The sequence below is a fragment of the Bradyrhizobium sp. Leo78 genome (genome assembly GCF_059512425.1).
Genome location: NZ_JCAMOT010000068.1, coordinates 1 through 23,215, shown reverse-complemented (window position 1 = coordinate 23,215; position 23,215 = coordinate 1). Strand labels below are relative to the sequence as shown.

20 protein-coding genes are annotated in these 23,215 nt (G+C 63.8%); 11 read left to right on the top strand and 9 right to left on the bottom strand.

Annotation, left to right across the window (positions count from 1 at the left end):
* The first annotated feature begins 176 nt into the window (after positions 1-176).
* Positions 177-1,283 carry a CaiB/BaiF CoA transferase family protein gene (locus AC5ZG1_RS40935; RefSeq protein WP_496136252.1) on the top strand — a complete coding sequence of 369 codons (1,107 nt, stop codon included), beginning with the start codon at positions 177-179 and terminating at the stop codon, positions 1,281-1,283.
* A gap of 116 nt (positions 1,284-1,399) precedes the next feature.
* On the opposite strand, the gene hppD is transcribed toward AC5ZG1_RS40935, so the two are convergent.
* Entirely contained in the window at positions 1,400-2,515 is a 1,116-nt protein-coding gene (gene hppD, locus AC5ZG1_RS40930; RefSeq protein ID WP_496136251.1) for a 4-hydroxyphenylpyruvate dioxygenase, read from the bottom strand.
* 121 nt (positions 2,516-2,636) lie between these two features.
* On the opposite strand from hppD, the gene AC5ZG1_RS40925 reads away from it, so the two are divergent.
* Together AC5ZG1_RS40925 and AC5ZG1_RS40920 are read left to right on the top strand one after the other, a co-directional pair.
* Positions 2,637-3,113 carry an Lrp/AsnC family transcriptional regulator gene (locus AC5ZG1_RS40925; protein ID WP_028162347.1) on the top strand — a complete coding sequence of 159 codons (477 nt, stop codon included), beginning with the start codon at positions 2,637-2,639 and terminating at the stop codon, positions 3,111-3,113.
* 85 nt (positions 3,114-3,198) lie between these two features.
* On the top strand, positions 3,199-3,510 hold the full coding sequence (locus AC5ZG1_RS40920) for a DUF1272 domain-containing protein (protein ID WP_456644056.1): 312 nt from the start codon (positions 3,199-3,201) through the stop codon (positions 3,508-3,510).
* A gap of 100 nt (positions 3,511-3,610) precedes the next feature.
* Here the strand turns inward: AC5ZG1_RS40920 and fahA are convergent, their stop codons facing one another.
* The 5 genes from fahA to AC5ZG1_RS40895 all read right to left on the bottom strand — a co-directional run bounded on the left by fahA (position 3,611) and on the right by AC5ZG1_RS40895 (position 9,218).
* Entirely contained in the window at positions 3,611-4,882 is a 1,272-nt protein-coding gene (gene fahA / locus AC5ZG1_RS40915) for a fumarylacetoacetase (protein ID WP_496136250.1), read from the bottom strand.
* A gap of 154 nt (positions 4,883-5,036) precedes the next feature.
* Positions 5,037-6,383: a homogentisate 1,2-dioxygenase gene (hmgA, locus tag AC5ZG1_RS40910; protein ID WP_165435476.1), complete on the bottom strand. Its 1,347-nt coding sequence runs from the start codon at positions 6,381-6,383 to the stop codon at positions 5,037-5,039.
* 2 nt (positions 6,384-6,385) lie between these two features.
* Entirely contained in the window at positions 6,386-7,342 is a 957-nt protein-coding gene (locus AC5ZG1_RS40905) for an MBL fold metallo-hydrolase (RefSeq protein ID WP_496136249.1), read from the bottom strand.
* Between the two features lie 12 nt (positions 7,343-7,354).
* Positions 7,355-7,585 (bottom strand): DUF2783 domain-containing protein, encoded by a 231-nt coding sequence (locus tag AC5ZG1_RS40900; RefSeq protein WP_496136248.1) that lies wholly within the window; start codon positions 7,583-7,585, stop codon positions 7,355-7,357.
* Between the two features lie 7 nt (positions 7,586-7,592).
* Positions 7,593-9,218 (bottom strand): FAD-dependent oxidoreductase, encoded by a 1,626-nt coding sequence (locus AC5ZG1_RS40895; protein WP_496136247.1) that lies wholly within the window; start codon positions 9,216-9,218, stop codon positions 7,593-7,595.
* 132 nt (positions 9,219-9,350) lie between these two features.
* On the opposite strand from AC5ZG1_RS40895, the gene AC5ZG1_RS40890 reads away from it, so the two are divergent.
* Positions 9,351-9,884 carry a MarR family winged helix-turn-helix transcriptional regulator gene (locus AC5ZG1_RS40890; RefSeq protein WP_028162354.1) on the top strand — a complete coding sequence of 178 codons (534 nt, stop codon included), beginning with the start codon at positions 9,351-9,353 and terminating at the stop codon, positions 9,882-9,884.
* A gap of 383 nt (positions 9,885-10,267) precedes the next feature.
* Here the strand turns inward: AC5ZG1_RS40890 and AC5ZG1_RS40885 are convergent, their stop codons facing one another.
* A complete protein-coding gene (locus tag AC5ZG1_RS40885) occupies positions 10,268-11,074 on the bottom strand; it encodes an N-acyl homoserine lactonase family protein (RefSeq protein WP_463327072.1) in 807 nt (268 codons plus the stop codon).
* A gap of 369 nt (positions 11,075-11,443) precedes the next feature.
* Between AC5ZG1_RS40885 and AC5ZG1_RS40880 the strand changes: the two genes are divergently transcribed.
* The 4 genes from AC5ZG1_RS40880 to AC5ZG1_RS40865 all read left to right on the top strand — a co-directional run bounded on the left by AC5ZG1_RS40880 (position 11,444) and on the right by AC5ZG1_RS40865 (position 17,970).
* Positions 11,444-12,931 carry a caspase family protein gene (locus tag AC5ZG1_RS40880; protein ID WP_496136246.1) on the top strand — a complete coding sequence of 496 codons (1,488 nt, stop codon included), beginning with the start codon at positions 11,444-11,446 and terminating at the stop codon, positions 12,929-12,931.
* 147 nt (positions 12,932-13,078) lie between these two features.
* The gene (locus tag AC5ZG1_RS40875) at positions 13,079-13,738 is read left to right on the top strand and encodes an OmpA family protein (protein WP_456644064.1); all 660 of its coding nucleotides are present in this window, start codon (positions 13,079-13,081) and stop codon (positions 13,736-13,738) included.
* Positions 13,739-13,891: 153 nt separating this feature from the next.
* A complete protein-coding gene (locus AC5ZG1_RS40870; protein ID WP_130230266.1) occupies positions 13,892-14,827 on the top strand; it encodes an efflux RND transporter periplasmic adaptor subunit in 936 nt (311 codons plus the stop codon).
* Positions 14,827-17,970: an efflux RND transporter permease subunit gene (locus tag AC5ZG1_RS40865; protein ID WP_130230264.1), complete on the top strand. Its 3,144-nt coding sequence runs from the start codon at positions 14,827-14,829 to the stop codon at positions 17,968-17,970. Before AC5ZG1_RS40870 ends, AC5ZG1_RS40865 begins: the two co-directional genes overlap by 1 nt.
* Before the next feature lie 2 nt (positions 17,971-17,972).
* On the opposite strand, the gene AC5ZG1_RS40860 is transcribed toward AC5ZG1_RS40865, so the two are convergent.
* Positions 17,973-18,647, bottom strand: a complete 675-nt coding sequence (locus AC5ZG1_RS40860) for a Crp/Fnr family transcriptional regulator (protein ID WP_028162360.1) — start codon at positions 18,645-18,647, stop codon at positions 17,973-17,975.
* 191 nt (positions 18,648-18,838) lie between these two features.
* On the opposite strand from AC5ZG1_RS40860, the gene AC5ZG1_RS40855 reads away from it, so the two are divergent.
* Positions 18,839-20,854 (top strand): AsmA family protein, encoded by a 2,016-nt coding sequence (locus tag AC5ZG1_RS40855; RefSeq protein ID WP_496136245.1) that lies wholly within the window; start codon positions 18,839-18,841, stop codon positions 20,852-20,854.
* A gap of 701 nt (positions 20,855-21,555) precedes the next feature.
* On the top strand, positions 21,556-21,741 hold the full coding sequence (locus AC5ZG1_RS40850; protein ID WP_080663593.1) for a hypothetical protein: 186 nt from the start codon (positions 21,556-21,558) through the stop codon (positions 21,739-21,741).
* Between the two features lie 77 nt (positions 21,742-21,818).
* On the opposite strand, the gene AC5ZG1_RS40845 is transcribed toward AC5ZG1_RS40850, so the two are convergent.
* Positions 21,819-22,250, bottom strand: a complete 432-nt coding sequence (locus AC5ZG1_RS40845; protein WP_496136253.1) for an anthrone oxygenase family protein — start codon at positions 22,248-22,250, stop codon at positions 21,819-21,821.
* Positions 22,251-22,275: 25 nt separating this feature from the next.
* Here AC5ZG1_RS40845 and AC5ZG1_RS40840 point away from each other — a divergent pair, with 25 nt between their 5' ends.
* A complete protein-coding gene (locus AC5ZG1_RS40840) occupies positions 22,276-22,800 on the top strand; it encodes a MarR family winged helix-turn-helix transcriptional regulator (RefSeq protein WP_496136244.1) in 525 nt (174 codons plus the stop codon).
* Positions 22,801-23,215: the final 415 nt, after the last annotated feature.

Below are 23,215 nucleotides of genomic sequence, written 5' to 3'. Positions count from 1 at the left end.
AGCGCGCGGTGACGGCGGCGGGCTGATCCGGAGCATCCTACCTCCGCCTGTGACAACGGCGCGCAGTGATGCGCGCCGTTCCACTTTCGATCAAGGCCTTCGGAAAAAGCACTTGCAAGGCCGGGCATATCGCCCGACAATTTAGCTAATCGCCTAATTAAAACACGGATGGAAACGTGCTCGATAAACCCGCCCCTCAATCCGCTGTCCGCGCCTCCGGCCCGCTCGCCGGCACCCGCATCGTCGAATTCGCGGGCATCGGCCCCGGCCCATTCGCCTGCATGATGCTGGCAGATATGGGCGCCGAGGTCATCACCCTCGACCGCCTCGGCGCCGGCAAAAATCTCAAGGGCGTTTCCACGCGCGGGCGCAAGGTCGTCGAGCTCGACCTCAAGGACAAGGCGGCGGTCGCGCAGGTGCTCGATCTCCTCGCCAATGCCGATGCGCTGATCGAGGGCTTTCGTCCCGGTGTGATGGCGCGGCTTGGCCTCGGTCCCGACGTCGTGCTTGCGCGTAACCCGAAGCTGGTCTACGGCCGCATGACCGGCTGGGGTCAGGAGGGCCCGCTCGCGAACGCCGCCGGTCACGACATCAACTACATCTCGATCACCGGCGCGCTGGCCGCGATCGGCACCAAAGAGAAGCCGGTGCCGCCGCTCAACCTCGTCGGCGATTTCGGCGGCGGCGCGCTCTATCTCGTGGTCGGCGTGCTAGCCGCGCTCCTGGAAGCATCGAAATCCGGCAAGGGCCAGGTGGTCGATACCGCGATGTGCGACGGCGCGGCGTCGCTGATGTCGATGTTCTTTGACCTGGCCGCAAGCGGCCGCTGGGTGGAGGGACGCGACCAGAATATGCTCGACGGCGGCGCGCATTTCTACGGCGTCTACGAATGCGCCTGCGGCCACTTCGTTTCGATCGGTTCGATCGAGCCGCAATTCTACGCGCTATTGCGCAAGCACGCCGGCCTCACGGACGCCGAGTTCGACGCCCAGATGGACCGCAAGGCCTGGCCCGCGCTGAAAGACAAGCTCACCGAGATATTCAAGAGCAAGACGCGCGAGGAGTGGTGCAAGATCATGGAAGGCACCGACATCTGCTTCGCGCCGATCCTGACCATGGCGGAAGCCCCGAACCATCCGCACATGGCCGCGCGAAAGGTGTTCGTCGAACGCCATGGCGTCACGCAGCCGGCGCCCGCGCCGCGCTTCTCGCGGACACCGTCGGCGATCAGGGAGCCGGTGACAGCGGAGCTTGGCGATGTGCTGAGCGCGTGGAAGCGATAGCCGCCGCCTCTATCCGCTCGGCGTAGGGTGGGCAAAGCGCAGCCTGCCCGCCATCAAGAGCAGCGCAAGAAGAGGTGGGCACGCTGCGCTTTGCCCACCCTACGGCAGCGGCAGCCTTACGCTGCGTGGTCCACCTTCAGCACGCCGCGGCGGATCTGGTCTTCCTCGATCGATTCGAACAGGGCCTTGAAGTTGCCCTCGCCGAATCCGTCGTCGCCCTTGCGCTGGATGAATTCGAAGAAGATCGGTCCGATCGCATTGGCCGAGAATATCTGCAGCAGCACCTTGGTCTGGCCGCCATCGACCACGCCCTCGCCGTCGATCAGGATGCCGTTCTGCTGCAGCCGCGCGACATCCTCGCCATGCCCGGACAGGCGCTGGTCGATCTTCTCGAAATAGGTGTCAGGCGGTGACGGCATGAACGGCAGCCCGGCCGCGCGCAGCGTCTCGATGGTCTGGTGGATATCGCGCGCGCCGCACGCGATGTGCTGGATGCCCTCGCCGCGATAGAGGTTGAGATATTCCTCGATCTGTCCGGAATCGCCGGCATCCTCGTTGATCGGAATCCGGATCTTGCCGTCCGGACTGGTCAGGGCGCGCGAGAACAGGCCCGAGGCGCGGCCCTCGATATCGAAGAAGCGGATCTGGCGGAAATTGAACAGTCTGGCGTAGAAGCCGGTCCAGACATCCATGCGGCCGCGATGGACGTTATGGGTGAGGTGGTCGATGTAATAGAGCCCCGAGCCCTCAGGCCGCGGGTTCTTCTCGCCGAGCCATTCGAACTCGAGATCATAGGCCGAGCCCTTCGCGCCATAGCGATCGACCAGATAGAGCAGGCTGCCGCCGATGCCCTTGATCGCGGGAACATCGAGCGTCTTCTGCGCGGCATTGTCGGCCGGCTCCGCGCCGAGCGACAACGCGCGCTCATAGGCACGCCTGGCATCGACCACGCGGAACGCCATCGACGGCGCGCACGGCCCATGCGCGGCGACGAAGTCATGGCCGTGGGTATCAGGCTCCTCATTGACGAGATAGTTGATGTCGCCCTGGCGATAGACCGTAATCTTCTTCCTCTTGTGGCGGGCGACCGCCACATAGCCCATCAGCTTGAACAGGCGGTGCAGCTCTTCCGGATGCGGATGGGCGTATTCGACGAACTCGAAACCATCCGTGCCCATCGGATTGTCGGCGCTGATTTCGGCCGGCGGCGCATCGTGCGGAAATGGACCCATTGGCGATTCTCCCTACTTTGGTTGACGGAATCTCCGCCGACCTGGCCGCAAGGTGCATGCAAAATGGCGCGCGATGGGCTAGTCTCATGCACAATTTGTGCATCGTAACGGCAAATGGCGCATGATCCAGTTGGACACCTTCGATCTCAAGATCCTTGCCGCATTGCAGGACGACGGCCGGCTGACCAATCAACAGCTCGCCGATCTCATCGGATTATCGGCCTCGCAATGCTCGCGGCGACGGATGCGACTGGAAGAGGAGAAAGTGATCTCGGGCTATCACGCCGACCTCGCCGGCGAGGCACTCGGCTTCGAGCTGATCGCCTTCATCCAGATCACGCTGGCGACGCACTCGCCCGACAACGCGAAGAAATTCCGGGAGCTCGTCAACCGCGTCGATGCGATCCAGGACGCCTATTCGCTGACCGGAGACGCCGACTATCTCTTGAAGGCCGTGCTGCGCGACCTCAAGAGCCTGTCCGACATCGTCAACAATGTGCTGATGCCGCACCAGAGCGTCGCCCATGTGCGCTCTTCGATCGTGCTGGACCGGCTCAAGGAGAGCGCGAAATTGCCGTTGAAGGCATTAGGCACGTAACATGGCGCAAATCGAGGGAATTCCGTCATTCGAATTGCGGGCCTAGTTTGCGATGATCCGTCCCGCTTCAGCCTGAGAAACGACCATGGCGCTGCAACTGCGACCGAACTGCGAATATTGCGACAAGGATCTGCCGCCGAACGCGACGGAGGCGATGATCTGCTCCTATGAATGCACCTTCTGCGCGGATTGCGTGGAGCACAAACTGTTCAACGTCTGCCCGAACTGCGGCGGCGGCTTCGCGCCGCGGCCGATCAGGCCTTTGCAGGAATGGCGCGCCGGCGTGTGCGTGGTCAAGCAAACGCCGTTGGAGAAGCGGGTGCATCTGAAATACAGTCTGGAGGATGTTGCGGCGCATTCGGCACGACTGCGCCACATTCCGTCGGAACAGCGGTGAATCCTCTCCGTCATTGCGAGCGAAGCGAAGCAATCCATGCCTCCACACGAGGAGAGATGGATTGCTTCGTCGCTTCGCTCCTCGCAATGACGGCGTATGGCTATTCCGCCGCCACGATCGTGCCCTCGACCTCACCGAAGCCGACGCGATAGACGTCACCCTGGCACCAGCCGCGCATGACGAGCGAATCGCCGTCTTCGAGGAAGGAGCGCTTGATGCCGCCTGCAAGTTCGACGGGCTCAGTGCCATTCCAGCTTATCTCGAGCAGGCTGCCGCGCTGGTCCTTCTCTGGCCCGGAGATGGTGCCACTCCCCAAGAGGTCGCCGATATTCATGGCGCAGCCAGAGGAGGCGTGGTGCAGCAATTGCTGCACCGACGACCAGTACATGTATTTGAAATTGGTGCGGCAGATCCGCGTCGGCTCGTTCATCCCGGCCGCACGCAGGCCTACGTCGAGCGTGAGATCATAATTGTTCGGCTGCGTCTGGCGCAGATACGGTAAGGGCGCGGGCTCCTGTATCGGCCCTTGCAGGCGGAACGGCTCCAGCGCCTCGCGCGTCACCACCCATGGGCTGATCGAGGTCGCGAACGCCTTGGCCTGGAACGGACCGAGCGGAACATACTCCCATTGCTGGATGTCCCGCGCGCTCCAATCGTTCAGAATGACGAAACCGAAGATCATCTCTTCGGCCTGTTGCTCGCTCAGCATCTCGCCCATCGTTGACGGCTGGCCGACGACGGCGCCCATCTCGAGTTCGAAATCGAGCCGCTTGCAAGGACCGAAGCTCGGCACCTCCACATTTGGCGGCTTCAATTGGCCGCGCGGCCGGCGCACTTTCGTGCCGCTCACGACGACGGTCGAGGCGCGGCCGTTGTAGGCGATCGGCATGTGCAGCCAGTTCGGCTGCAATGCGTTGTCCTTGCCGCGGAACATGATGCCGACGTTGGTGGCGTGCTCCTTGGACGAATAGAAGTCGGTGTAGCCGGCGACCGTGATCGGCAGGTGCAGCTTCACGTCGGCCATCGGCACCAACGCACGCTGGCGCAGGCGCTCATTGTCGCGCAGCTCGGGATGGTCGTGGCGCAAGAGTTCACTGATCCGCGCGCGGGTGCGCGACCAGACCTTTGGACCAAGAGCCATGAACGGGTTGAGCGAGGACGCGGCGAATACCGCGGGTTCGACCACATCGATGCGGCAGTCCTGCGCGAGCTGCCAGAGATCGAGCACGTAATCGCCGATCGCAACGCCGATGCGCGGAGCCAGGCCGTCCTTGGCCGAGAACACGCCGTAGGGCAGATTCTGGATCGGGAAATCGGACGCGGGATCGACGTCGATGAAGGAGCGGAGTTTTGGGTCGTTGGGATGGGACATGGTTTCCTGCCGGATATTTGTGACGCATTCTCCACTCGTCATTCCGGGATGCGCCGGAAGGCGCAGGCCCGGAATCCATTCGGCCACAGACACGGGTGGACAGATGGATTCCGGGCTCGCGCTGCGCGCGCCCCGGAATGACGGAGAGCTTACACTATGGCCTGCCCGGATCGAACCGCTTCTCCAGTCCCTTCCAGCAATCGGCGTAGTCGTCCTGCAGCGTCGCCGACTTCGCCGCGAATTCGGTGACGCGCTGCGGGAAGCGGGTTTCGAACATGAAGGCCATGGTGCCCGTGAGCTTCACCGGCTTCAACTCGCCGTTGCTGGCGTGATCGAACGCCTCGCGGTCGGGGCCGTGCGGCAGCATGCAGTTGTGCAGCGAGATGCCGCCGGGGACGAAGCCCTGCGGCTTGGCGTCGTAGACGCCGTAGATCAGGCCCATGAACTCCGACATGATGTTCATGTGATACCACGGCGGCCGAAACGTGTTCTCCGCCACCATCCAGCGCTCCGGGAAGATGACGAAATCGATATTCGCGGTGCCCGCGGTCTCCGACGGCGAGGTCAGGACCGTGAAGATCGAGGGATCGGGATGATCGAACGCGATGGCGCCGACCGGCGAGAAGGTGCGCAGATCGTATTTGTACGGCGCGTAATTGCCGTGCCAGGCGACCACATCGATCGGCGAATGCGGCAGCGTCGTCTTCCAAAGCGAGCCGCCCCATTTCACATAGAGCTCGGTCGGCGTGTCCTTGTCCTCATAACTGGCGACAGGCGTCAGGAAGTCGCGCGAGTTGGCCAGGCAATTGGCGCCGATCGGGCCACGCTCCGGCAGCGTGAAGGCGCCGCCGTAATTCTCGCAGAGATAGCCGCGCGCGGGGCCGTTCGGGATCTCGACGCGGAATTTCACGCCGCGCGGGATCACCACGATCTCGCCGGGCTCGGCATCGATGCGGCCGAACTCGGTGACGAGGCGAAGATTGCCCTGCTGCAGCACGAACATCATCTCGCCGTCGGCATTGTAGAAATGCTGGTCCACCATCGATTTGGTGATCAGATAGACATGCGCCGCCATGCCGGCTTGCGTGTTGGCGTCGCCGGCCGTGGTCATGGTCTGCACGCCCTGCAGGAACGTCTGTTCCTGCGACGGCATCGGCGCCGGATTCCAGCGGAGCTGCTCGATCGGCATCTCGTATTCGTGGCAGGGCGCGGTGCGCCACAGCCCGGCATCGGCTTTCTCAAACCGGCCGGAGTGTTTCACGGACGGCCGAATCCGATAGAGCCAGGAGCGCTCATTGGCGCCGCGCGGCGCGGTGAAAGGCGAGCCGGAGAGCTGCTCGGCATAGAGCCCATAGGCGCAGCGCTGCGGCGAGTTGCGCCCGACCGGCAGCGCGCCGGGCAAGGCCTCGGTCTCAAAGCTGTTGCCGAAGCCGGACATGTAGCCCGGCGTGATTTGCGCGGAGCTCTTGGCGATCACATCAGGCGAGGTGTTGATGTTCATGGTCATCCTCCTCCTTGCAGGGCGGCCCACATTTCGCGGTCGCGCTTGTCGGTCCAGATCACGGGATCATCGATCCCGGACGCTTCGTCATAGGCGCGCGAGACGTTGAACGGCAGGCAATGCTCGTAGATCGCGAAGCTCGAGAATTTCGGATCCATCACCTCGCGCGTCGCCGCCATCGTCTCCTTCAGCGTGCGCCCTTTCGCCACGGAGGCCTCGGCTGCGCCGTAGAGCGTCGTGACGAAATCACGCGTCATCGCGATCGCCTCGCGCCCAGTGGCAAGGCCTTTCAACGCATCGCCACGACCGGGCGCGATCGCCTTGGGATTGAAGGCGCGGATCTCGTTCAGCGTCATCGGCCATTCGCGCAAATGCGCATCGCCGCAATAGCAGGCCGAGTGATATTCGATGAGATCTCCGGAGAACATCACCTCGGCGTCCGGCACCCAGGCGACGATGTCGCCGGATGTGTGGCCGGCGCCAAGCTGCATCAGCCGCACTTCGCGCTTGCCGAGATAGATCGACATCTCGCCCTCGAAGGTGAGCGTCGGCCAGGTCAGGCCCGGAATGCTCTGGGCGTCCTGGAACAGGCGCGGGAAGCGGCCATACTCCGAATCCCAATCCTGCTGGCCGCGCTCCTCGATCAGGCGGTAGGTCTCCTGCGAGGCGACAATGGCTTGCGCCTTGTAGGCGGAAGCCCCCAGCACGCGCACCGCATGGTAATGCGACAGCACGACATATTTGATCGGCTTGTCGGTCACGGTGCGCACGCGCTCGATCACCTTGTTCGCCATCGCCGGCGTTGCCTGCGCGTCGAACACGAGGCAGCCGTCGTCGCCAACGATCACGGCAGTGTTCGGATCGCCCTCGGCGGTGAAGGCGTAGAGATCGCTGCCGATCTCGGAGAAGGTGATCTTCTTCTCCGCAAGATCCGTGGTGGACGCAAAGCCTTTTGCCATTGGGTGTCCTCGTTATTGTTGCTGCTGTTGTTGCTGCTGCTGGCTCGCGTCCAGCATCCGCCGCTTGGCGAGCGCGATCGCTTCGCGCAGCACGTCGATGTCGCCGATATGGTTGGCGAGCACGAGCACCAGCGCGGCATCGAGATCGGCGCTCTGCGCCTCCGTCAGGCCGCGATGTGCCTCGACGACGGCACGGAAGGCATCGTCCGGTTTTGCGAAGTTCAAGCTGGTCGACAGCGCCATGGCAACCTCAATTGAATCCCGTCGCCCGCGCCAGCGCCGCCTCTAACAGCGGCTGCGTCGGGCGACGGAAGCGTGCGGCGATATAGCCATCGGGCCGCAGCAGATAGGCGGTGCCGGGTTCGGCATCGTACCGCTTGCCGACGAGACCGGTGGCATCGGCGAAACCATCGTCGCCACCGATGCGGATCGTATTTACGCCATCCGGCACATCCACCGCGGCGCCATTACCAAACTCCAGCAGCGTGAACCCCGTTCCCGCGCCGATAAACGCCTCGGTCAGGAACTGCGGATTGCCGCTGCGTCCAGCAATCGGCGCATCCGGCATGGACGAGCCCGGCCGTGGCCCGCCGCACCATGCGTCACCATCCGGCGTCGACAGCGGCGTGTCGTAAACCGACGGCACCGACAGCCGTCCACCATTGACCATGCGCTTGCCGAACTCGGTCTCCTTCGCCAATGCCAGCACCGCCTGGCGCAGCCGCGCCTCCTGCCGCGAGGCAGGCGCCATGAAATCGGTCGAGCGGGTGGATTCGCGGATGTTCTCATCCGCCGCGGCGCTGCGCTCGATGTGATAGCTCTCGAGCAGCTGCTCCGGCGAAATCCCGCGCAGCACGCGGTCGAGTTTCCACGACAGATTCTCGGCGTCCTCGAGCCCGGAATTGGCGCCGCGCGCGCCAAACGGCGAGACCTGGTGCGCGGCGTCGCCGGCAAAGATCACGCGGCCGTGGATGAACTTGTCCATTCGCCGGCACTGGAATTTGTAGAGCGAGATCCACTCGAAATCGAACTTGTCGTGGCCGAGCATGCGTGCGATCCGCGGCCGGACATTTTCCGGCTTCCTTTCATGCATCGGGTCTGCATCTGGATGGAGCTGCAGATCGATCCGCCAGACATCGTCCGGCTGCTTGTGCAACAGCGCCGAGCGCCCGGCATGGAACGGCGGGTCGAACCAGAACCAGCGCTCGGTCGGGAACGCCGCCGTCATCTTGACGTCGGCGATCAGGAACTGGTCCTCGAACACCTGGCCGGAAAATTCCGCGCCGACCATTTTGCGCAGCGACGAGCGTGCACCGTCGCAGGCGATCACGAAGGAAGCCCGAATCCTGTAGGCGCCCTCCGGCGTCTCGATCGTCAGCGCCACGCCATCGTTGCGGCTTTCCAGCGCAACCACCTTGTTGCGCCAGCGCAGGTCGATCGCCGGTAACTCGCGCACGCGATCGACCAGATAGGCCTCGGCATAGAATTGCTGCAGGTTGATGAAGGCCGGCCGCTTGTGACCGTCCTCCGGCAACAGGTTGAACTGATAGAGCTGGGAGGCGCCATGGAAAATCTTACCGACGCTCCACACCACGCCCTTCTCGACCATGCGGGCGCCGACGCCAAGCCTGTCCCAGAATTCCAGCGAGCGTTTCGAGAAGCAGATCGCGCGTGAGCCTTCGCCAATCCGGTCGGCGTCGTCGAGCAGCACCACAGGTTGCCCGCGCTGGGCGAGATCGATTGCGAGCGACAATCCCACAGGGCCGGCGCCGACCACGACGACGGGATATTCAGCAGCATCGACTGCGACCCGATCCTGGTCGGGATGCCTCTGATAGCCGAACTGGGTCTCGGCCTGCATCTTGGGCTGGGCCATCCGCTTACACCTTGCCGCTTCCTCGTAGCGCTGTTAAATTAGTCTCACTTGCAACGATCTTAAACCCCCTGACGGCACTGCCGTCAACTCCCCCTCGGAGGCATTTTGACGAAATCGGTTTCGAGCGACGACATGGCGGCGACGCGATCCGAACCCGACTCGGTCGCGCCGCAGGAGGACGCGGCGGCCAAGAAAAGGCTCGACCTCTTCCACTTCATGCCGTTCCGCCTGAACCGATTGGCGGCGGAGGTGAGCTCGGCGCTTTCCGCCGAGTATCAGGCGCGCTACGGGCTCGACATCCCCTCATGGCGCGTGCTGGCGACGCTCGGCTTCCGCCGCGAAGCCTGCAGCGCGCAATACATCGCCGATTGCACGCGGACACATAAGTCGACCATCAGCCGCGCCGTCACCACGCTGATGGAACGGCAGATCATCGAGCGCGTCGAGAATGCCGACGACCGCCGCGAATTCCGCCTGCAGCTCACCCGCAAAGGCAAGGCGCTGTACGAGGAACTGATCCCGCGCCTGCTCCGAAGGGAGCAGGAGATTTTCTCATGCCTGTCGGCGCAGGAGCGGCGGCAACTCGGAAAACTGCTCGGCAAGATCGAGCACGGCCTTGAGCTGGTGCAGACCAGCGAAGAGGCGGACGCGAAGGAAACGTATTAGAGCATGATGTCATTTGGTTGAATCGGCGTGACCGCGTTGTCCACCTCTCCCATAGGGAGAGGTCGGCGCGCAGCGCCGGGTGAGCGGTTACGGTTCCTCGATGGAGCTCATCCCCCTCACCCCGATCGCATCTCACGATGCGATCCGACCTCTCCCCGTCGGGGAGAGGTAAGGCACCTCCGACGTGGCGCCAATTCGACCTGATCTCATCATGCTCTAGGACGTACCGTTGTGAGACCCTCATGGTGAGGAGCCGCAAAGCGGCGTCTCGAACCATGAGGCCCGGCCGGTGGCCTCATCCTTCGAGACGCCTGCTGCGCAGGCTTCTCAGGATGAGGGGCGGCTGATGTGCTTCGTAATGACGCGCAAGGCGCCAGCAACACCTACTTCGCAAACGAGCGCGAGGGCGCGAGATGCAGCGCATACGCATCGACCTTGTCGCTCGCGCGCGGATAGATCTCGGCGACGATTGGATCATGCCCGGGGATGAAACGATCGGGATGTCCGGCGAGCCGCTCGACGGTTTCCCAGCCGATCGCCATGTCGCCGATATTGTAGACGATCGGAAACGGACTGCGCTTGTGCAGATTGGCGTAGTAATGCGCGGCATCGGATGCCAGCACCACGGGGCCGCGCGCGGTCTCGACCCGCACCACCTGTAGCCCATCTGAATGGCCGCCGACACGGTGCACGGTGATTCCAGGCGCGACCTCGCCATCTCCGGAGTGGAACGTGACGCGCTCGCCATACACGTGGCGAACCATCAGCGTCACATGCTCGATCGAGAACGGGTGCCGCAGCATGCCGTTGCACATGCACCGTCCGGTCGCGTAGCTCATCTCGCGTTCCTGCAAATGGAAGCGAGCGTTCGGGAAGCGATCGAGATTGCCGGCGTGGTCGTAATGCAAGTGGGTGACGATCACGTCCCGAATCGATGCCGCCGAAACGCCAAAGCGATCCAGCGCATCGACCGGATTGAGAGTCAGCTTGCGGGCGCGCAGCTCGGCCTCCTCGGCATTGAAGCCGGTATCGACCAGAATGTCGCGGCCCGCTCCCCGAACGAGCCAGACGAAGTAATCGAGGGCCTGCGCCGCGGTCTCATGCGGATCGGGCGCAAGAAAGTTCATGTTCGGGGTGCGCGGCGACATCGTCGCATAGCGCAGAGCATAGATCTCGTAGGCGTTTCCCATTGGCGTCGCTTTTCTTGGTCGAGTGGCCGCTTGCGCGACAAGCAAGCCATTGTCATCCGCAAAGGTCAAATCCTGCAGGCCTGCTGCGGCTGCATGACAGGACCGTGCGAGCCAATGTGAGAGGGCGTCAGGGTGAGGGGTGTCGCATTGCGGTCCGCGGCGTTGTCGACGGAACCAGCGCTGCCACCGGAACAACCGCGCTTCATTCCCTGCCGGAAGCCGCTTCTTCGCGCTTAATTGTCGCAATTAACGACGACGGCGCAAGTGGTTGACGGCCCATGGGCGCGGTTTGATAATGCCGATTGCGTGAAGTAAGGTCGCCGCGGCGCAGACCGGGATCGGCGTCTTTTTGGCTAGACTGCGGCGATTATGCACATCTGCTTTGCTTTACTCCTCACATTGATTTTTGCCGTCGCCTCGACCGCACCCTCTTTCGCTGCGGGCGACCGCTTTGCCCTGGTGATCGGCAACGCCAAATATCCGGACGCGGATGCGCCGCTGAAGGAGCCGATCAATGACGCGCGCGACGTCGCCGACGAGCTCAAGCGCGACGGCTTCAGCGTCGACATCGGGGAAAATCTAACCGGCGAACAAATGCGGCACGCCTTCGAGCGACTCTACGGCAAGATCAAGCCGGGCTCGGTCGTCCTCTTGTTCTTCTCGGGCTATGGTATCCAGTCCAGCCGCCAGAGCTATATGATCCCGATCGATGCCCAGATCTGGAGCGAGGCCGACGTCCGCCGCGACGGTTTCAGCCTCGAGACGGTGCTCGGCGAGATCAACAGCCGCGGCGCCGGCGTCAAGATCGCGCTGATCGATGCTTCCAGGCGCAACCCGTTCGAGCGCCGATTCCGCAGCTTTTCAGCCGGCCTTGCGCCGGTGATCGCGCCGAACGGAACGCTGGTGATGTATTCGGCGGCGCTGTCGTCCGTGATCTCGGACAATGGCAGCGACCACAGCCTGTTCGTGCGGGAATTGCTCAAGGAGATCCGCACCCCCGACCTGATGGCCGAGGAGACGCTGAATCGCACCCGTGTCGGTGTCACCCGCGCCTCGCGCAGCGAGCAGGTGCCGTGGATCTCGTCTTCGCTCGCGGAAGATTTCTCTTTCGTTCCAGGTTCAGCGGCGCGGCCGCTTAGCCCGCCGCCGCCCGAACCTCCGCCGCCACCGCCGGCTCAGTCGGCGGTCGCCCCGCCGGCCCCACCTGCCCCGCCGTCGCCGCCGCCCGCGCCTCCGGTGCAGACCACCACGGCGCCGCCTCCGTCCGAGCAGTTGCCGTTACCACCGCCGCCGATGCCGCGGCCGGCGGACGTCGCCACACCGTCGACGCCACCCGCCCCGAAGCAGGCCGACACGCTGGCCGATGATCCGACCATCAAGACCCTGACGGCACGGCTCAACGACAATCCGGATGATGCAGCAGCTCTTTACCGCCGCGGTCAGGTCTATGCCAGCAAGGGCGCCTACGAGCTCGCGATCAAGGACTTCGACAACTCGCTTCGATTAAACCCCAAGGATGTCGAAGCCTACAACAACCGCTGCTGGGCCCGCACCGTCATCGGCGACCTGCAGGCTGCGCTGAAGGATTGCAACGAGGCGCTGCGGCTGCGGCCGAATTTCGTCGACGCGCTCGACAGCCGCGGCCTTTTGAATCTGAAGAGCGGGCAGACCAAGAACGCCATTGCCGATTTCGATGCGGCGCTGAAGCTCAATCCCAGGTTAACGTCATCTCTCTACGGACGCGGGCTTGCCAAAAAGCGCAACGGCTCGGTCGCGGAAGGGGATCTGGACATCACCAACGCCAAGGCGATGGACCCGAATATCGTCAAGGAATTCGCCGATTATGGCGTGCAGTGACGATAATTTGGATAGCTGGTTCCGTCCGGCCTCGAACCTCGGACGGGATGTGCGAGACTAAGAATTTAAGATGGGCCGGGACCGAGCACCGGCAGTGATTTGGCTAATCGATTTGAAATCGCGCGCACGGCGCAACGGGGGCTGACAATGTTCGAGATCACCGCGAAGAAGAATCTTGCTGCGATGCTTTCGGTTGCGACGATCGGCGCCACGCTTGCCCTTGGCATGGTGGCCGCCCGGGCCGGCGACAACGTCACCGAAGAGCAGATCCTGAGGGCGCTGACGCCGGAGAAGAAGCCATTGACCCGCGGCCTGTCGATCGGGCCGAAGGTCGAGCCAGCCGCAAACGCCGCGGAGGACAAGTTCGTGCAGACGATCCGCGGCCGCTCCACCCGCTCGCTGTCGTCGGCCGAGCGCGAGGAGATCGCGACCATCGTCAAGGACAAGCCCAAGATCGATCTGGAGATCAACTTCGATTACAATTCGGCGCAGATCAACGCCAAGTCGCTGCCCTCCGTGCAGGCCTTGGGCCGCGCTCTGACCAATGCCGACCTGAAGGGCTCGACCTTCGTCGTAGCCGGCCACACCGACGCCGCCGGCAGCGAGGCCTTCAACCAGGACCTCTCCGAGCGCCGCGCCGAGGCGATCAAGCGCTATCTCGTCGACAAATATGGCGTCAACGGTTCCGATCTCGTCACCGTCGGCTACGGCAAGAGCAAGCTGAAGGATCCGAGCCAGCCGCTGGCGGAAGCGAACCGCCGTGTGCAGGTCGTGAACATGGAAAACAAGGCAACCGCGTCCAAGTAATCCCGTCCGGGTAAACGGCGTAGCGCCACGTGCTATTTTAAGGGTAATATGCGTCTCGCACCCCCTGCGAGACGCATTTGTTTTAGCAATAAGACTGAAAACAATTCGAAGCGTTCCGCTTCATCTAAACTTCAGGTCTGGATCGATCCGGCGATGAAATTCTCCGAATACCTAAAGCCTGTGCTCGGAACAGTCTTCGTCGTCGCACTCGGCGCCGGCTACTACTGGTTCGAGCACCGGCCGCGTCCGGAAGAGAAGGACACGCCGGGCCAGGCCCTCGTCGTCGTCACCAAAGCCACCAATGCTTGCTTCTCCGACATGGTGCGCGTCACCGGCCATATCGTGCCGCGGCGCGAAGCGCAGGTTGGCGTCGATCACGAGGGCTCCAAGGTCAGCGATGTCCTGGTCCGCGAGGGCGACACCGTGACCGAGAACCAGGAACTGGCGCGGCTGACCCCGCCGCCGCAGCAACAACAACAGCAGGCAGCCCAGGGCGGCGGACGCGCAGCATCGCTTTCCTTGCGCGCGCCGGCCGCGGGCCTGGTCACCGAGGTGCGGACCGCCGTGGGCGCCCCCGCCTCGCCGCAGGCCGGACCGATGTTCCGCATCGCGATCAACAACGAAATCGAGCTGGAAGCCGAGGTGCCGAGCATTCACCTCTTGAAGCTCAATCCGGGCGCGACCGTGCGGATCAGCCGCGACGATGCGCCCGACATGGTCGGCAAGGTACGGCAGATCTCGCCGCAGATCGACCGCAACACCCAGCTCGGCCGTGTCCGGATATCCCTTACCAACAATCCTTCGCTGAAGGTCGGCATGTTCGCCCGCGCCAATATCGACGCCAAGCGCTCTTGCGGCGTCGCCGTTCCGCGCACCGCGATCGACCGCCTTACGTTGCAGGTCGTCAAGGGCAACACGATCGAGACACGGAAAGTGCGGGTCGGGCTGACCTCGGACACCTCAACGGAAATCCTTGAGGGCCTCGACGTCGGCGAAATCGTCGTCGCCGACGCTGGCACCTCGCTGCATGACGGCGACCAGATCAAGATCATGTTCGCCGACGAACTCGAGCGCACGCGGACACGCTAATGGCTTTGAACATCTCGGCTTGGTCGATTCGGAACCCGCTGCCGTCGATCGTCTTCTCGATCATCCTTTTGGTGCTGGGCTGGGTCTCCTTCACCAAGCTTGCGGTCACGCGGCTGCCGAGCGCCGATATCCCCGTGATCTCGGTTGCGGTGTCGCAGTTCGGCGCAGCACCGTCGGAACTGGAAGCGCAGGTCACCAAGACGATCGAAGACGGCGTCTCGGGCGTCGAGGGCGTGCGCCACATCTCCTCTTCGATCACCGACGGCCTGTCGGTGACCACGATCCAGTTCGCGCTGGAGACCAACACCGATCGCGCGCTGAACGATGTCAAGGACGCCGTCACCCGCGTCCGCGCCAACCTGCCGCAAAACGTCACCGAACCGCTGATCCAGCGCGTCGACGTCATCGGCCTGCCGATCGTCACCTATGCAGCGATTTCACCGGGCAAGACGCCGGAGCAGCTTTCCTATTTCGTCGACGACGTGGTCAAGCGCGCGCTGCAGGGCGTGCGCGGCGTCGCCCAGGTCGAGCGCATCGGCGGCGTCGAGCGCGAGATCCTGGTCTCGCTCGATCCCGACCGGCTGCAGGCGGCGGGACTGACCGCCGTCAATGTCAGCCAGATCCTGCGCGGCACCAATGTCGACCTCGCCGGCGGCCGCGCCGAGATCGGCAAGAACGATCAGGCGATCCGCACGCTCGCCGGCGCCAAGACGCTGAACGAGCTTGCCGGCACCATGATCCCGCTGTTCGGCGGTGGCGAGGTGCGGCTCGACGATCTCGGCACGGTGACCGACACCATCGCCGATCGCCGCACCTTCGCCCGCTTCAACGGCGAGCCGGTGGTCGCGCTCGGCATCAAACGCTCCAAGGGCGCGAGCGATGTGGTGGTCGCCGCCGCGGTGCAGAAGCGGATCGATGCGCTGAAGGCCGCCTACCCCGATGTCGATCTCAAGCTGATCGACACTTCGGTCGAATTCACCAAGGGCAACTATGAGGCGGCGATCTCGACCCTGTTCGAGGGCGCGATCCTCGCCGTCATCATCGTGCTGTTGTTCCTGCGCGACCTTCGCGCCACCATCATCGCCGCGGTCTCGCTGCCGCTATCGATCTTCCCGGCGTTCTGGGCGATGGACATTTTGGGCTTCTCGCTCAACCTCGTCAGCTTCCTCGCCATCACGCTCTCGACCGGCATCCTGGTCGACGACGCCATCGTCGAGATCGAGAACATCGTGCGCCATATGCGCATGGGCAAATCGCCCTATCGCGCTGCGCTGGAAGCCGCGGACGAGATCGGGCTTGCGGTGATCGCGATCTCGCTCACCATCATCGCGATCTTCGCGCCGGCAAGCTTCATGTCTGGTATCGCCGGCCAGTTCTTTAAGCAGTTCGGCATCACGGTGTCGGTTCAGGTGTTCTTCTCGCTGCTTGCAGCGCGCTTTGTCACGCCGATGCTGGCTGCCTATTTCCTCAAACATCAGGCGCACGAGGAGCCGCCGCCGGGCCGCATACTGCGGACCTATCACAGCCTGGTCACCTGGTCGGTGAAGCATCATTACATCACAGTGGTGATCGGCTTTGCCGTCTTCGCGGCATCGATCTGGAGCATCAAGCTGCTGCCGCAGGGATTCCTGCCGGCGCAGGACACCGCGCGCTCGCTGCTGGCGATGGAGCTGCCGCCGGGCTCGCAGCTTGCGCAGACCGAAAAGGTGACGGAAGAGATCGTCGCGCGCCTGCGCAAGCGGCCGGAGGTGAGAAGCATATTCGTCGACGGCGGCCGGGTTCCGCCGGGGACGCAGGAAGTGCGGCGTGCCGCGCTCATCATCAACTACACGCCAAAGAACGAGCGCAAGATCACCCAGCGCGAGCTCGAGCTCTCGATCGGCAATGAGCTCGAGAACGTCCCCGACATCCGCTACTGGTTCCTCGACGAGAACGGCCTGCGCGCGATCTCGCTGGTCGTGACCGGCGTCGACAGCAATATCGTCAACAACGTCGCAAGCGAGCTGGCGACGCAGATGAAGCGGATTCCGATCATTGCCAATGTGATCTCGGAAACCGCGCTCGATCGTCCCGAACTGCGCATCCGCCCGCGCTCCGAACTGGCGGCGCGGCTCGGCGTCTCCACCGAAAGCCTGTCGCAGACGATCCGCGTGGCAACCATCGGCGATGTCGGCCCGGCGCTGGCGAAATTCGATGCCGGCGACCGCCAGGTGCCGATCCGCGTCCAGCTCGAGGATAGCGCGCGCAGCGACCTGCAGATGCTGCAGCAATTGCGGGTGCCGCTCGGCCAGCGCGGCGAACGCGGCGGCGTGCCGCTGTCCGTTGTCGCCGACATCCAGCTCGACCAGGGCCCGACCAGCATCAACCGCTACGACCGCGAGCGGCAGGCCACCGTCGCGGCCGACCTCGTCGGCAACGCCGCGCTCGGCGATGCCACCAAGCAGATCTATGAGCTGCCGGTGATGAAAAGCCTGCCGAAGGGCGTCAAGGTGAGCCCGTCGGGTGACGCCGAAAGCCTCAACGAGCTTTCGGATGGCTTCGCCACCGCGATCACCGCCGGCCTGATGATGGTCTATGCGGTGCTTGTGTTGCTGTTCGGCACCTTCCTGCAGCCGATCACCATCCTGTTCTCGCTGCCGCTTTCGATCGGCGGCGCGATCGCCGCGCTGCTGCTCACCGGCAAGCAGCTCACCACGCCGGTGTGGATCGGCATCCTGATGCTGATGGGCATCGTGACCAAGAACGCGATCATGCTGGTGGAATTCGCCATCGAGGCGATCCGCGCCGGCAAACGCCGCGAGGAAGCGATGATCGACGCCGGCATGAAGCGTGCGCGCCCGATCGTGATGACGACCGTTGCGATGGTTGCCGGCATGATGCCGAGCGCGCTGGCGGTCGGCGCCGGCGGCGAGTTCCGCTCGCCGATGGCGCTCGCCGTGATCGGCGGCCTGTTGTTCTCGACGGTGCTGTCGTTGGTGTTCGTGCCGGCGATGTTCATGGTGATGGACGACGTCGGCAACGTGATCTGGCGCTTCGGCAAGCGGCTGATCGTCTCGCACGCCGACGAGGAACCGCCCTCCGACCACCACGGCGAGCCACCGGCCAAGCAGCCGCCCACGATGGTGTCGCCCGCGGCGGAGTAGCGCTACTCGTTCCTCGCCACCGCGGTCAGCTTGGGCATGTCGTGCAGCAGGATCCGCCCGCGCTGCACGTCCAGGATACCGTCCTTGCGCCAGAGCTGGAGTTGACGGTTGACGCTTTCGCGCGCGGCGCCGACGCAGGTGCCGAGCTGTTCCTGCGAAATGTGGACTTCGGAACCGGAGTCGGAGGCCAGCGCACAGAGCCGCTTGGCGAGGCGGACCGGCAAGGGCTGCAGCGCCGACTCCTGCATCCGCTCGCTCATCCAGCGGATGCGGTGGCAGAGCAGCTCGATCAGCTTCACGGCAACCTTCGGCTCGCGCTCGAGGAAACGGTGAAAATCCTGGCGACTCAGCACGAACAATTCGGTTGCTTCGCCGGCGGTCGCATCCAGGGTGCGGTCCTGGCCGTCGAGGACGGCAACCTCGCCGAACAGCTCACCGGGCCTCATGAAGTTGAGCGTCAGCCGGCTGCCGTCGGAGGCGCCGGTCTCGAGGCGAATCTGGCCGCGTCGCACCGCGAACAGGGCGTCACCGGCATCGCCCTTCTGGAACAGCACCTCGCCCGCCTGGAGGTGCCGGGTGTGACAAAGGCCCGCAAGCCGCTGCAATTCGTCCGCGCCCAAATCGGCGAACATCGGGTTCATCTTCAAAATGACCGCAAATTCGGCCTGTTTGCTCATTGTACTGCCTTCCACAACAACCTCCCGTGCGGCTTTCGTTGCGGCCCGGATTAACAAAATCCACCCCCCTGGAAGTGTGGCATAAGTCACATAAGTTCGCAGCTGCGGCGGATTATTTTCGGCCGCTTTGAGCGAAAACCTGTTTCCGGGATAAACTTTCGCGTGACGTTGGCGCGGTCTGGAATATCGAGATGAGAGCACTGAAAATCGCAGGCGCCGCGATCGGAACCGTGATCGTCGTCATCGCGCTGCTTGCCGTGATCGGCATCCCCTCCGGTTTCCTGACGTCGGCAATCCGGGATCGGGTCGAGCGCCAGACCGGCTATCGGCTCGCCATCAATGGCGGCGCCAAGATCAGCCTGTGGCCGTCGCTCAACATCACGCTGAACGACATCGTGCTGCAGGATCCGAAGGACCGCGAGATCAACAACCGCCTGACCGCGAGCAGCATCCGGGCTGACGTCACATTGGCGAGCCTGTGGTCGGGCCAGCCGCACGTCACCGACCTCCTGATCGTGCGGCCGGTCCTGACCATGCCGCTGCAGCGCGTGCGCGAGCCCGCTCCGCCCGCAAGGAACAGCGCCGCCGGCACCGGCGAGGCCAAATTCGGCATCGAGCATGTCAGCGTCACCGGCGGCACGATCGTGTTCTCCAATGTGCGCGACCGCGTCGAGGGCCGGATCGAGACCATCAACGCGGATATGGCCGTCGGCAGCGACCGCAAGATCGTCATCAGCGGTAATGGGCGCGGCGGCGGCCAGCCGCTGAAATTCGAGATCAAGGCGACCGCTCCGGCGGCGCCGATCGAGCGGCAGAACATCCCGACCGAAATCAGCTTCGAAGCACCCGGCCTGTTGCAGGCGCCGCTGTCGGCGCGAACCGAGGTGCGGCTGAACGGCGCGGTGGTGATGTTCAACGGCGTCAGCGGCACGCTCGGCGACGGCGCGTTCAACGGCTGGGCCTCGGTCGATATCGCCAGCAACAAGCCGCTGGTGAAGCTCGATCTCGACTTCCAGAAGCTCTCGCTGGCGATGGAGCGCGGCCAGGCGGGCACGGCGGCGCAACCCTGGAGCAGTGCCACGTTCGACCTCATCGGGCTGAACTATGTCGACGCGCAGGCGAAGATTTCCGCGGCCGAGCTCAACATCGGCGACGGCCGTTTCGCGCCGGCGGCGATCGAGGCGACGCTGATGAGCGGCGTGTTGAAGGCGCGCCTCGCCAATCTCGGCGCCTATGAGGGCAACGCCAACGGCGATCTCGCCATCGACGTTACCACCAGCAATCCGACCTACGCGCTCGGCGCCGACCTCAACAATGTGCGGGCGCTGCCGCTGCTGCGCAGCCTCGCCGATTTCGACAAGATCGACGGCAGGATGCAGGCGAAGATCGCGGTGCGCTCCTCCGGCAACAGCCAGCGCGCGATCATGGGAAATATGAGCGGCATGGCCTTCGCCGTGTTCCGGGACGGCGCGATCCGCGGCCTCAACGTCGCGCAGATGATCCGCTCGCTGACGACGAGCCCGCTCTCCGGCTGGCAAGAGGGCGATCAGCTCGCGACGGATCTGAGCCAGCTCTCGGCCTCGTTCAAGATCGACAAGGGCCAGGCGGTGACCACCGATCTCAATCTGGTCGGCCCGCTGGTGAAGATGACGGGCGTCGGCACCATCGATCTCGGCACCAAGATGATCGGCTTCCGCGTCGAGCCGAAGCTGGTGCTGACCACCGAGGGCCAGGGCCGCACCTCCGATCCGGTCGGCCTCGGCATCCCCGTGATGGTCGAGGGGCCGTGGAATGGCCCGCGGATCTATCCGGAGATGCAGGGCATGCTCGACAATCCCGAGGCCGCCTATGCCAAGCTGCGCGAGATGGGCAAGGGTCTGTTCGGGCCGAACGGCGCGCTCGGCGGACTCCTCGGCGGCAGCCAGGGCAGCGGAGCCGGCGCCCAAGGCGGCAGCGCGAACGGCCAATCCGGCCAAGGTGGCGGACTGCTCGGCGGCCAGCTCGGCGAGACCATCGGCAATTTGATCCAGCAGGGCCTGAACGGCGGAACCCAGCCGCCGCGCCCGAGCCGCAGCATCCCGCCCGCGCAGCCGCAGCAGCCCGAACCGCCGCCCCAATCCGCCCCACCTTCGCCGCCGAGCGATAGCGGCGACACGCAGGACAGCCAGGCGATGAACGAAGTGCTGCGCCAGCTCTTCAACCGCTGAGGCGCGCTGAAATTCGATTTTCAAACAGCCACTCCGCTGTCAAACAGCCACGCCACTGTCATCGTCCGGCTTGACCGGAAGACCCAGTATTCCAGAGGCGTCAGCGCGCGGGGCATGACGAACAGAGTTTGAGGAAACACGCGTCCGCATCCTCGCGGCACGAACTGCCCGAGCTTTGCGTCTGTTTCACCCGTCTCGAGAAAGAGAGGGCGCAGGGAAGGCCGGGTGCCGATTGCACCCGTGGGCCCCGTGCAACAAAAAGCACGGGGGTAGGACCACAGGTCAACCGGAGCAACGCCGGCCTTCCCTGCGCAATGGTTTTAACGGTTTCCTTCGCGCTCTCCCCGGTGACCGGCCTTTCTTGCCACCGTCATCCCTTAAGGATGTTTCCATCCCGCAAGGACTTAGCGCCAGCGTCGGGGCGCCAGGACCACACGACTTCGCCGTCCGCGAAGAGCCAGGCGTTCGTCGTTCGCCAACTCTCGCGTCCACCGCATCCCGCCGCGCGTTCGTGACGATCGCGATCCGCCCCTCTTGCCGGGCGGAACGGCGGATTTATAGGGGTGATTTGGGGTGAAACCGAAGCGGTTTATTTTCCGCTGATAGCCTGGACGAGCCAAATCATATTGATTTAATTGGGATAATTCGCCTCGCCGCGCAACGCGAAGGGAACCTTTAGTCGCCTCGCGCGTTGAAGCTGCATGTCTGATTCATACACACCCCGTGAGAAGCCAACGCCGGAGCAGCGCAAGGCCAGGGAGGCCCAGCGACGGCACGATGCGGAGCAGGCCATGCGAGAGCATCAGCTCGCGCAAGAGGCCTTTCACAAAAATCGCGAACGGCTGAAAGCCGAGCGCCTCGCACGCGAGGCGGCCGCTGGAAAGTAGCGTTTTATTTGGAGCATGATCTCCGCGCAAACGCTACGCGTTTGTCGCGAGGGAAAACCGGTTTCCACTTTTCCGGATCATGCTCTGACCGCCAGCGCCAGATAGATCGCGGTTGCAGCCAGACCCAGTGCCGTGCGCACCGCATGCATCCAGCCCCAGGAGACGACAAGCGCACGCGACTCGCTACCCGCTTGCTCAAGCGGCCACGCCTCGATCCGCTTGTTGGTCGGCAGCATCACCAAAAGCGTGTAGGGCCAGTTCGCCAGCATCAGCACCGCCGCAACCGACCACCGCCAATCCTGCAACTGCCAGCTCGCGAGAAATCCTGATAGCGCTGAGATGACGGCAAGACTCGCCTGCATCGCAAAGCCGCGCGCATAACTCGGCTTCCATTGCCGCACTAGGCTCGCATCGTCGAGCCCAAGCCGCGCCGGCTGCTCGGCGACATTGATATAGAACGCGGCCCCGGCAAACGCCGCCGCGGCGACAAGGGCGAACAGTCCGGCCACCATTGCTCCCTCCACAGCAAGCACAATGCGTCTCCTTCTACATATCGACAACATGTTGTCAATATGTCATTATATTGACATGCAGCAAGCTCCCTCGTCCGACCGCGAAACCAACGCGCTGACGCAACTGATCCTGGAAGTCTTCCGCCTGAACGGCAGCTTGGTCGCGGCCGGCGACCGCCTCGTCGCCGACCTCGGCCTGACCAGCGCCCGCTGGCAGGTGCTGGGCGCCATCGCGCTGTCGCCAACGGCCGAGCCCGTCGCCCGCCTCGCCCGCTCCATGGGCCTGCACCGCCAGGGCGTGCAGCGCATCGTCAACGAACTTGTCGAAGAAGGCATCGTCACCCTCGCCGACAACCCCCACCACCGCCGCGCCAAACTGGTCCGCTTGACGAAAAGGGGCGAGGCGCTCTATCGGGCCGCGGAGCGAAGGCAGAAGCCGTGGGCGAGGAGGCTGGCGAAGGGGATTGGAGTGAATACGATTGTCTCAGCGGGCGCTTTGGTCAAGACGATGCGAGAGAAGTTGCAAGCCGGCGACTCGGAGGACTAGCGCTGGCCGCATCACGCCGTGCGCTCGCGATCATCGCCATCGTCAGAGATGGCAATCCCTGAGAACTATTTCGGACCCGATAATCTCCCTGCGGCTGAAAAATCTGCCTATGGGATCTTCCCCGATCGCCTCAACAAGGAGGAACGGGATTTCGCCGCATTCCTTGACGCAGACCGGACTGGCACCGTGAAATGGTGGCTGCGCAATTCTGAGAACGAGACATGGGCTACTAGGCTAATACTCCCATCTGGACATCGCTTCTTTCCTGACTTCGTTGTTGGTATCAGTGGGCGCACGACGCCAGACTCCATTGCGCTTATCGAAATCAAGGATGATGGGTAACCCTCCGGTGAGGGCCGCGGCCAGCTAGGTTTCGGGTGATAGTGTTTCAGTGAGTGCCGAACTCAGGTCGAAG

Bases quoted from the DNA above. Each gene is read 5' to 3' on its own strand.
- hppD (WP_496136251.1), bottom strand. From the start codon at position 2,515: ATGGGTCCATTTCCGCACGATGCGCCGCCGGCCGAAATCAGCGCCGAC.
- AC5ZG1_RS40925 (WP_028162347.1), top strand. From the start codon at position 2,637: ATGATCCAGTTGGACACCTTCGATCTCAAGATCCTTGCCGCATTGCAG.
- AC5ZG1_RS40920 (WP_456644056.1), top strand. From the start codon at position 3,199: ATGGCGCTGCAACTGCGACCGAACTGCGAATATTGCGACAAGGATCTG.
- fahA (WP_496136250.1), bottom strand. From the start codon at position 4,882: ATGTCCCATCCCAACGACCCAAAACTCCGCTCCTTCATCGACGTCGAT.
- hmgA (WP_165435476.1), bottom strand. From the start codon at position 6,383: ATGAACATCAACACCTCGCCTGATGTGATCGCCAAGAGCTCCGCGCAA.
- AC5ZG1_RS40905 (WP_496136249.1), bottom strand. From the start codon at position 7,342: ATGGCAAAAGGCTTTGCGTCCACCACGGATCTTGCGGAGAAGAAGATC.
- AC5ZG1_RS40900 (WP_496136248.1), bottom strand. From the start codon at position 7,585: ATGGCGCTGTCGACCAGCTTGAACTTCGCAAAACCGGACGATGCCTTC.
- AC5ZG1_RS40895 (WP_496136247.1), bottom strand. From the start codon at position 9,218: ATGGCCCAGCCCAAGATGCAGGCCGAGACCCAGTTCGGCTATCAGAGG.
- AC5ZG1_RS40890 (WP_028162354.1), top strand. From the start codon at position 9,351: ATGGCGGCGACGCGATCCGAACCCGACTCGGTCGCGCCGCAGGAGGAC.
- AC5ZG1_RS40885 (WP_463327072.1), bottom strand. From the start codon at position 11,074: ATGGGAAACGCCTACGAGATCTATGCTCTGCGCTATGCGACGATGTCG.
- AC5ZG1_RS40880 (WP_496136246.1), top strand. From the start codon at position 11,444: ATGCACATCTGCTTTGCTTTACTCCTCACATTGATTTTTGCCGTCGCC.
- AC5ZG1_RS40875 (WP_456644064.1), top strand. From the start codon at position 13,079: ATGTTCGAGATCACCGCGAAGAAGAATCTTGCTGCGATGCTTTCGGTT.
- AC5ZG1_RS40870 (WP_130230266.1), top strand. From the start codon at position 13,892: ATGAAATTCTCCGAATACCTAAAGCCTGTGCTCGGAACAGTCTTCGTC.
- AC5ZG1_RS40865 (WP_130230264.1), top strand. From the start codon at position 14,827: ATGGCTTTGAACATCTCGGCTTGGTCGATTCGGAACCCGCTGCCGTCG.
- AC5ZG1_RS40860 (WP_028162360.1), bottom strand. From the start codon at position 18,647: ATGAGCAAACAGGCCGAATTTGCGGTCATTTTGAAGATGAACCCGATG.
- AC5ZG1_RS40855 (WP_496136245.1), top strand. From the start codon at position 18,839: ATGAGAGCACTGAAAATCGCAGGCGCCGCGATCGGAACCGTGATCGTC.
- AC5ZG1_RS40850 (WP_080663593.1), top strand. From the start codon at position 21,556: ATGTCTGATTCATACACACCCCGTGAGAAGCCAACGCCGGAGCAGCGC.
- AC5ZG1_RS40840 (WP_496136244.1), top strand. From the start codon at position 22,276: ATGCGTCTCCTTCTACATATCGACAACATGTTGTCAATATGTCATTAT.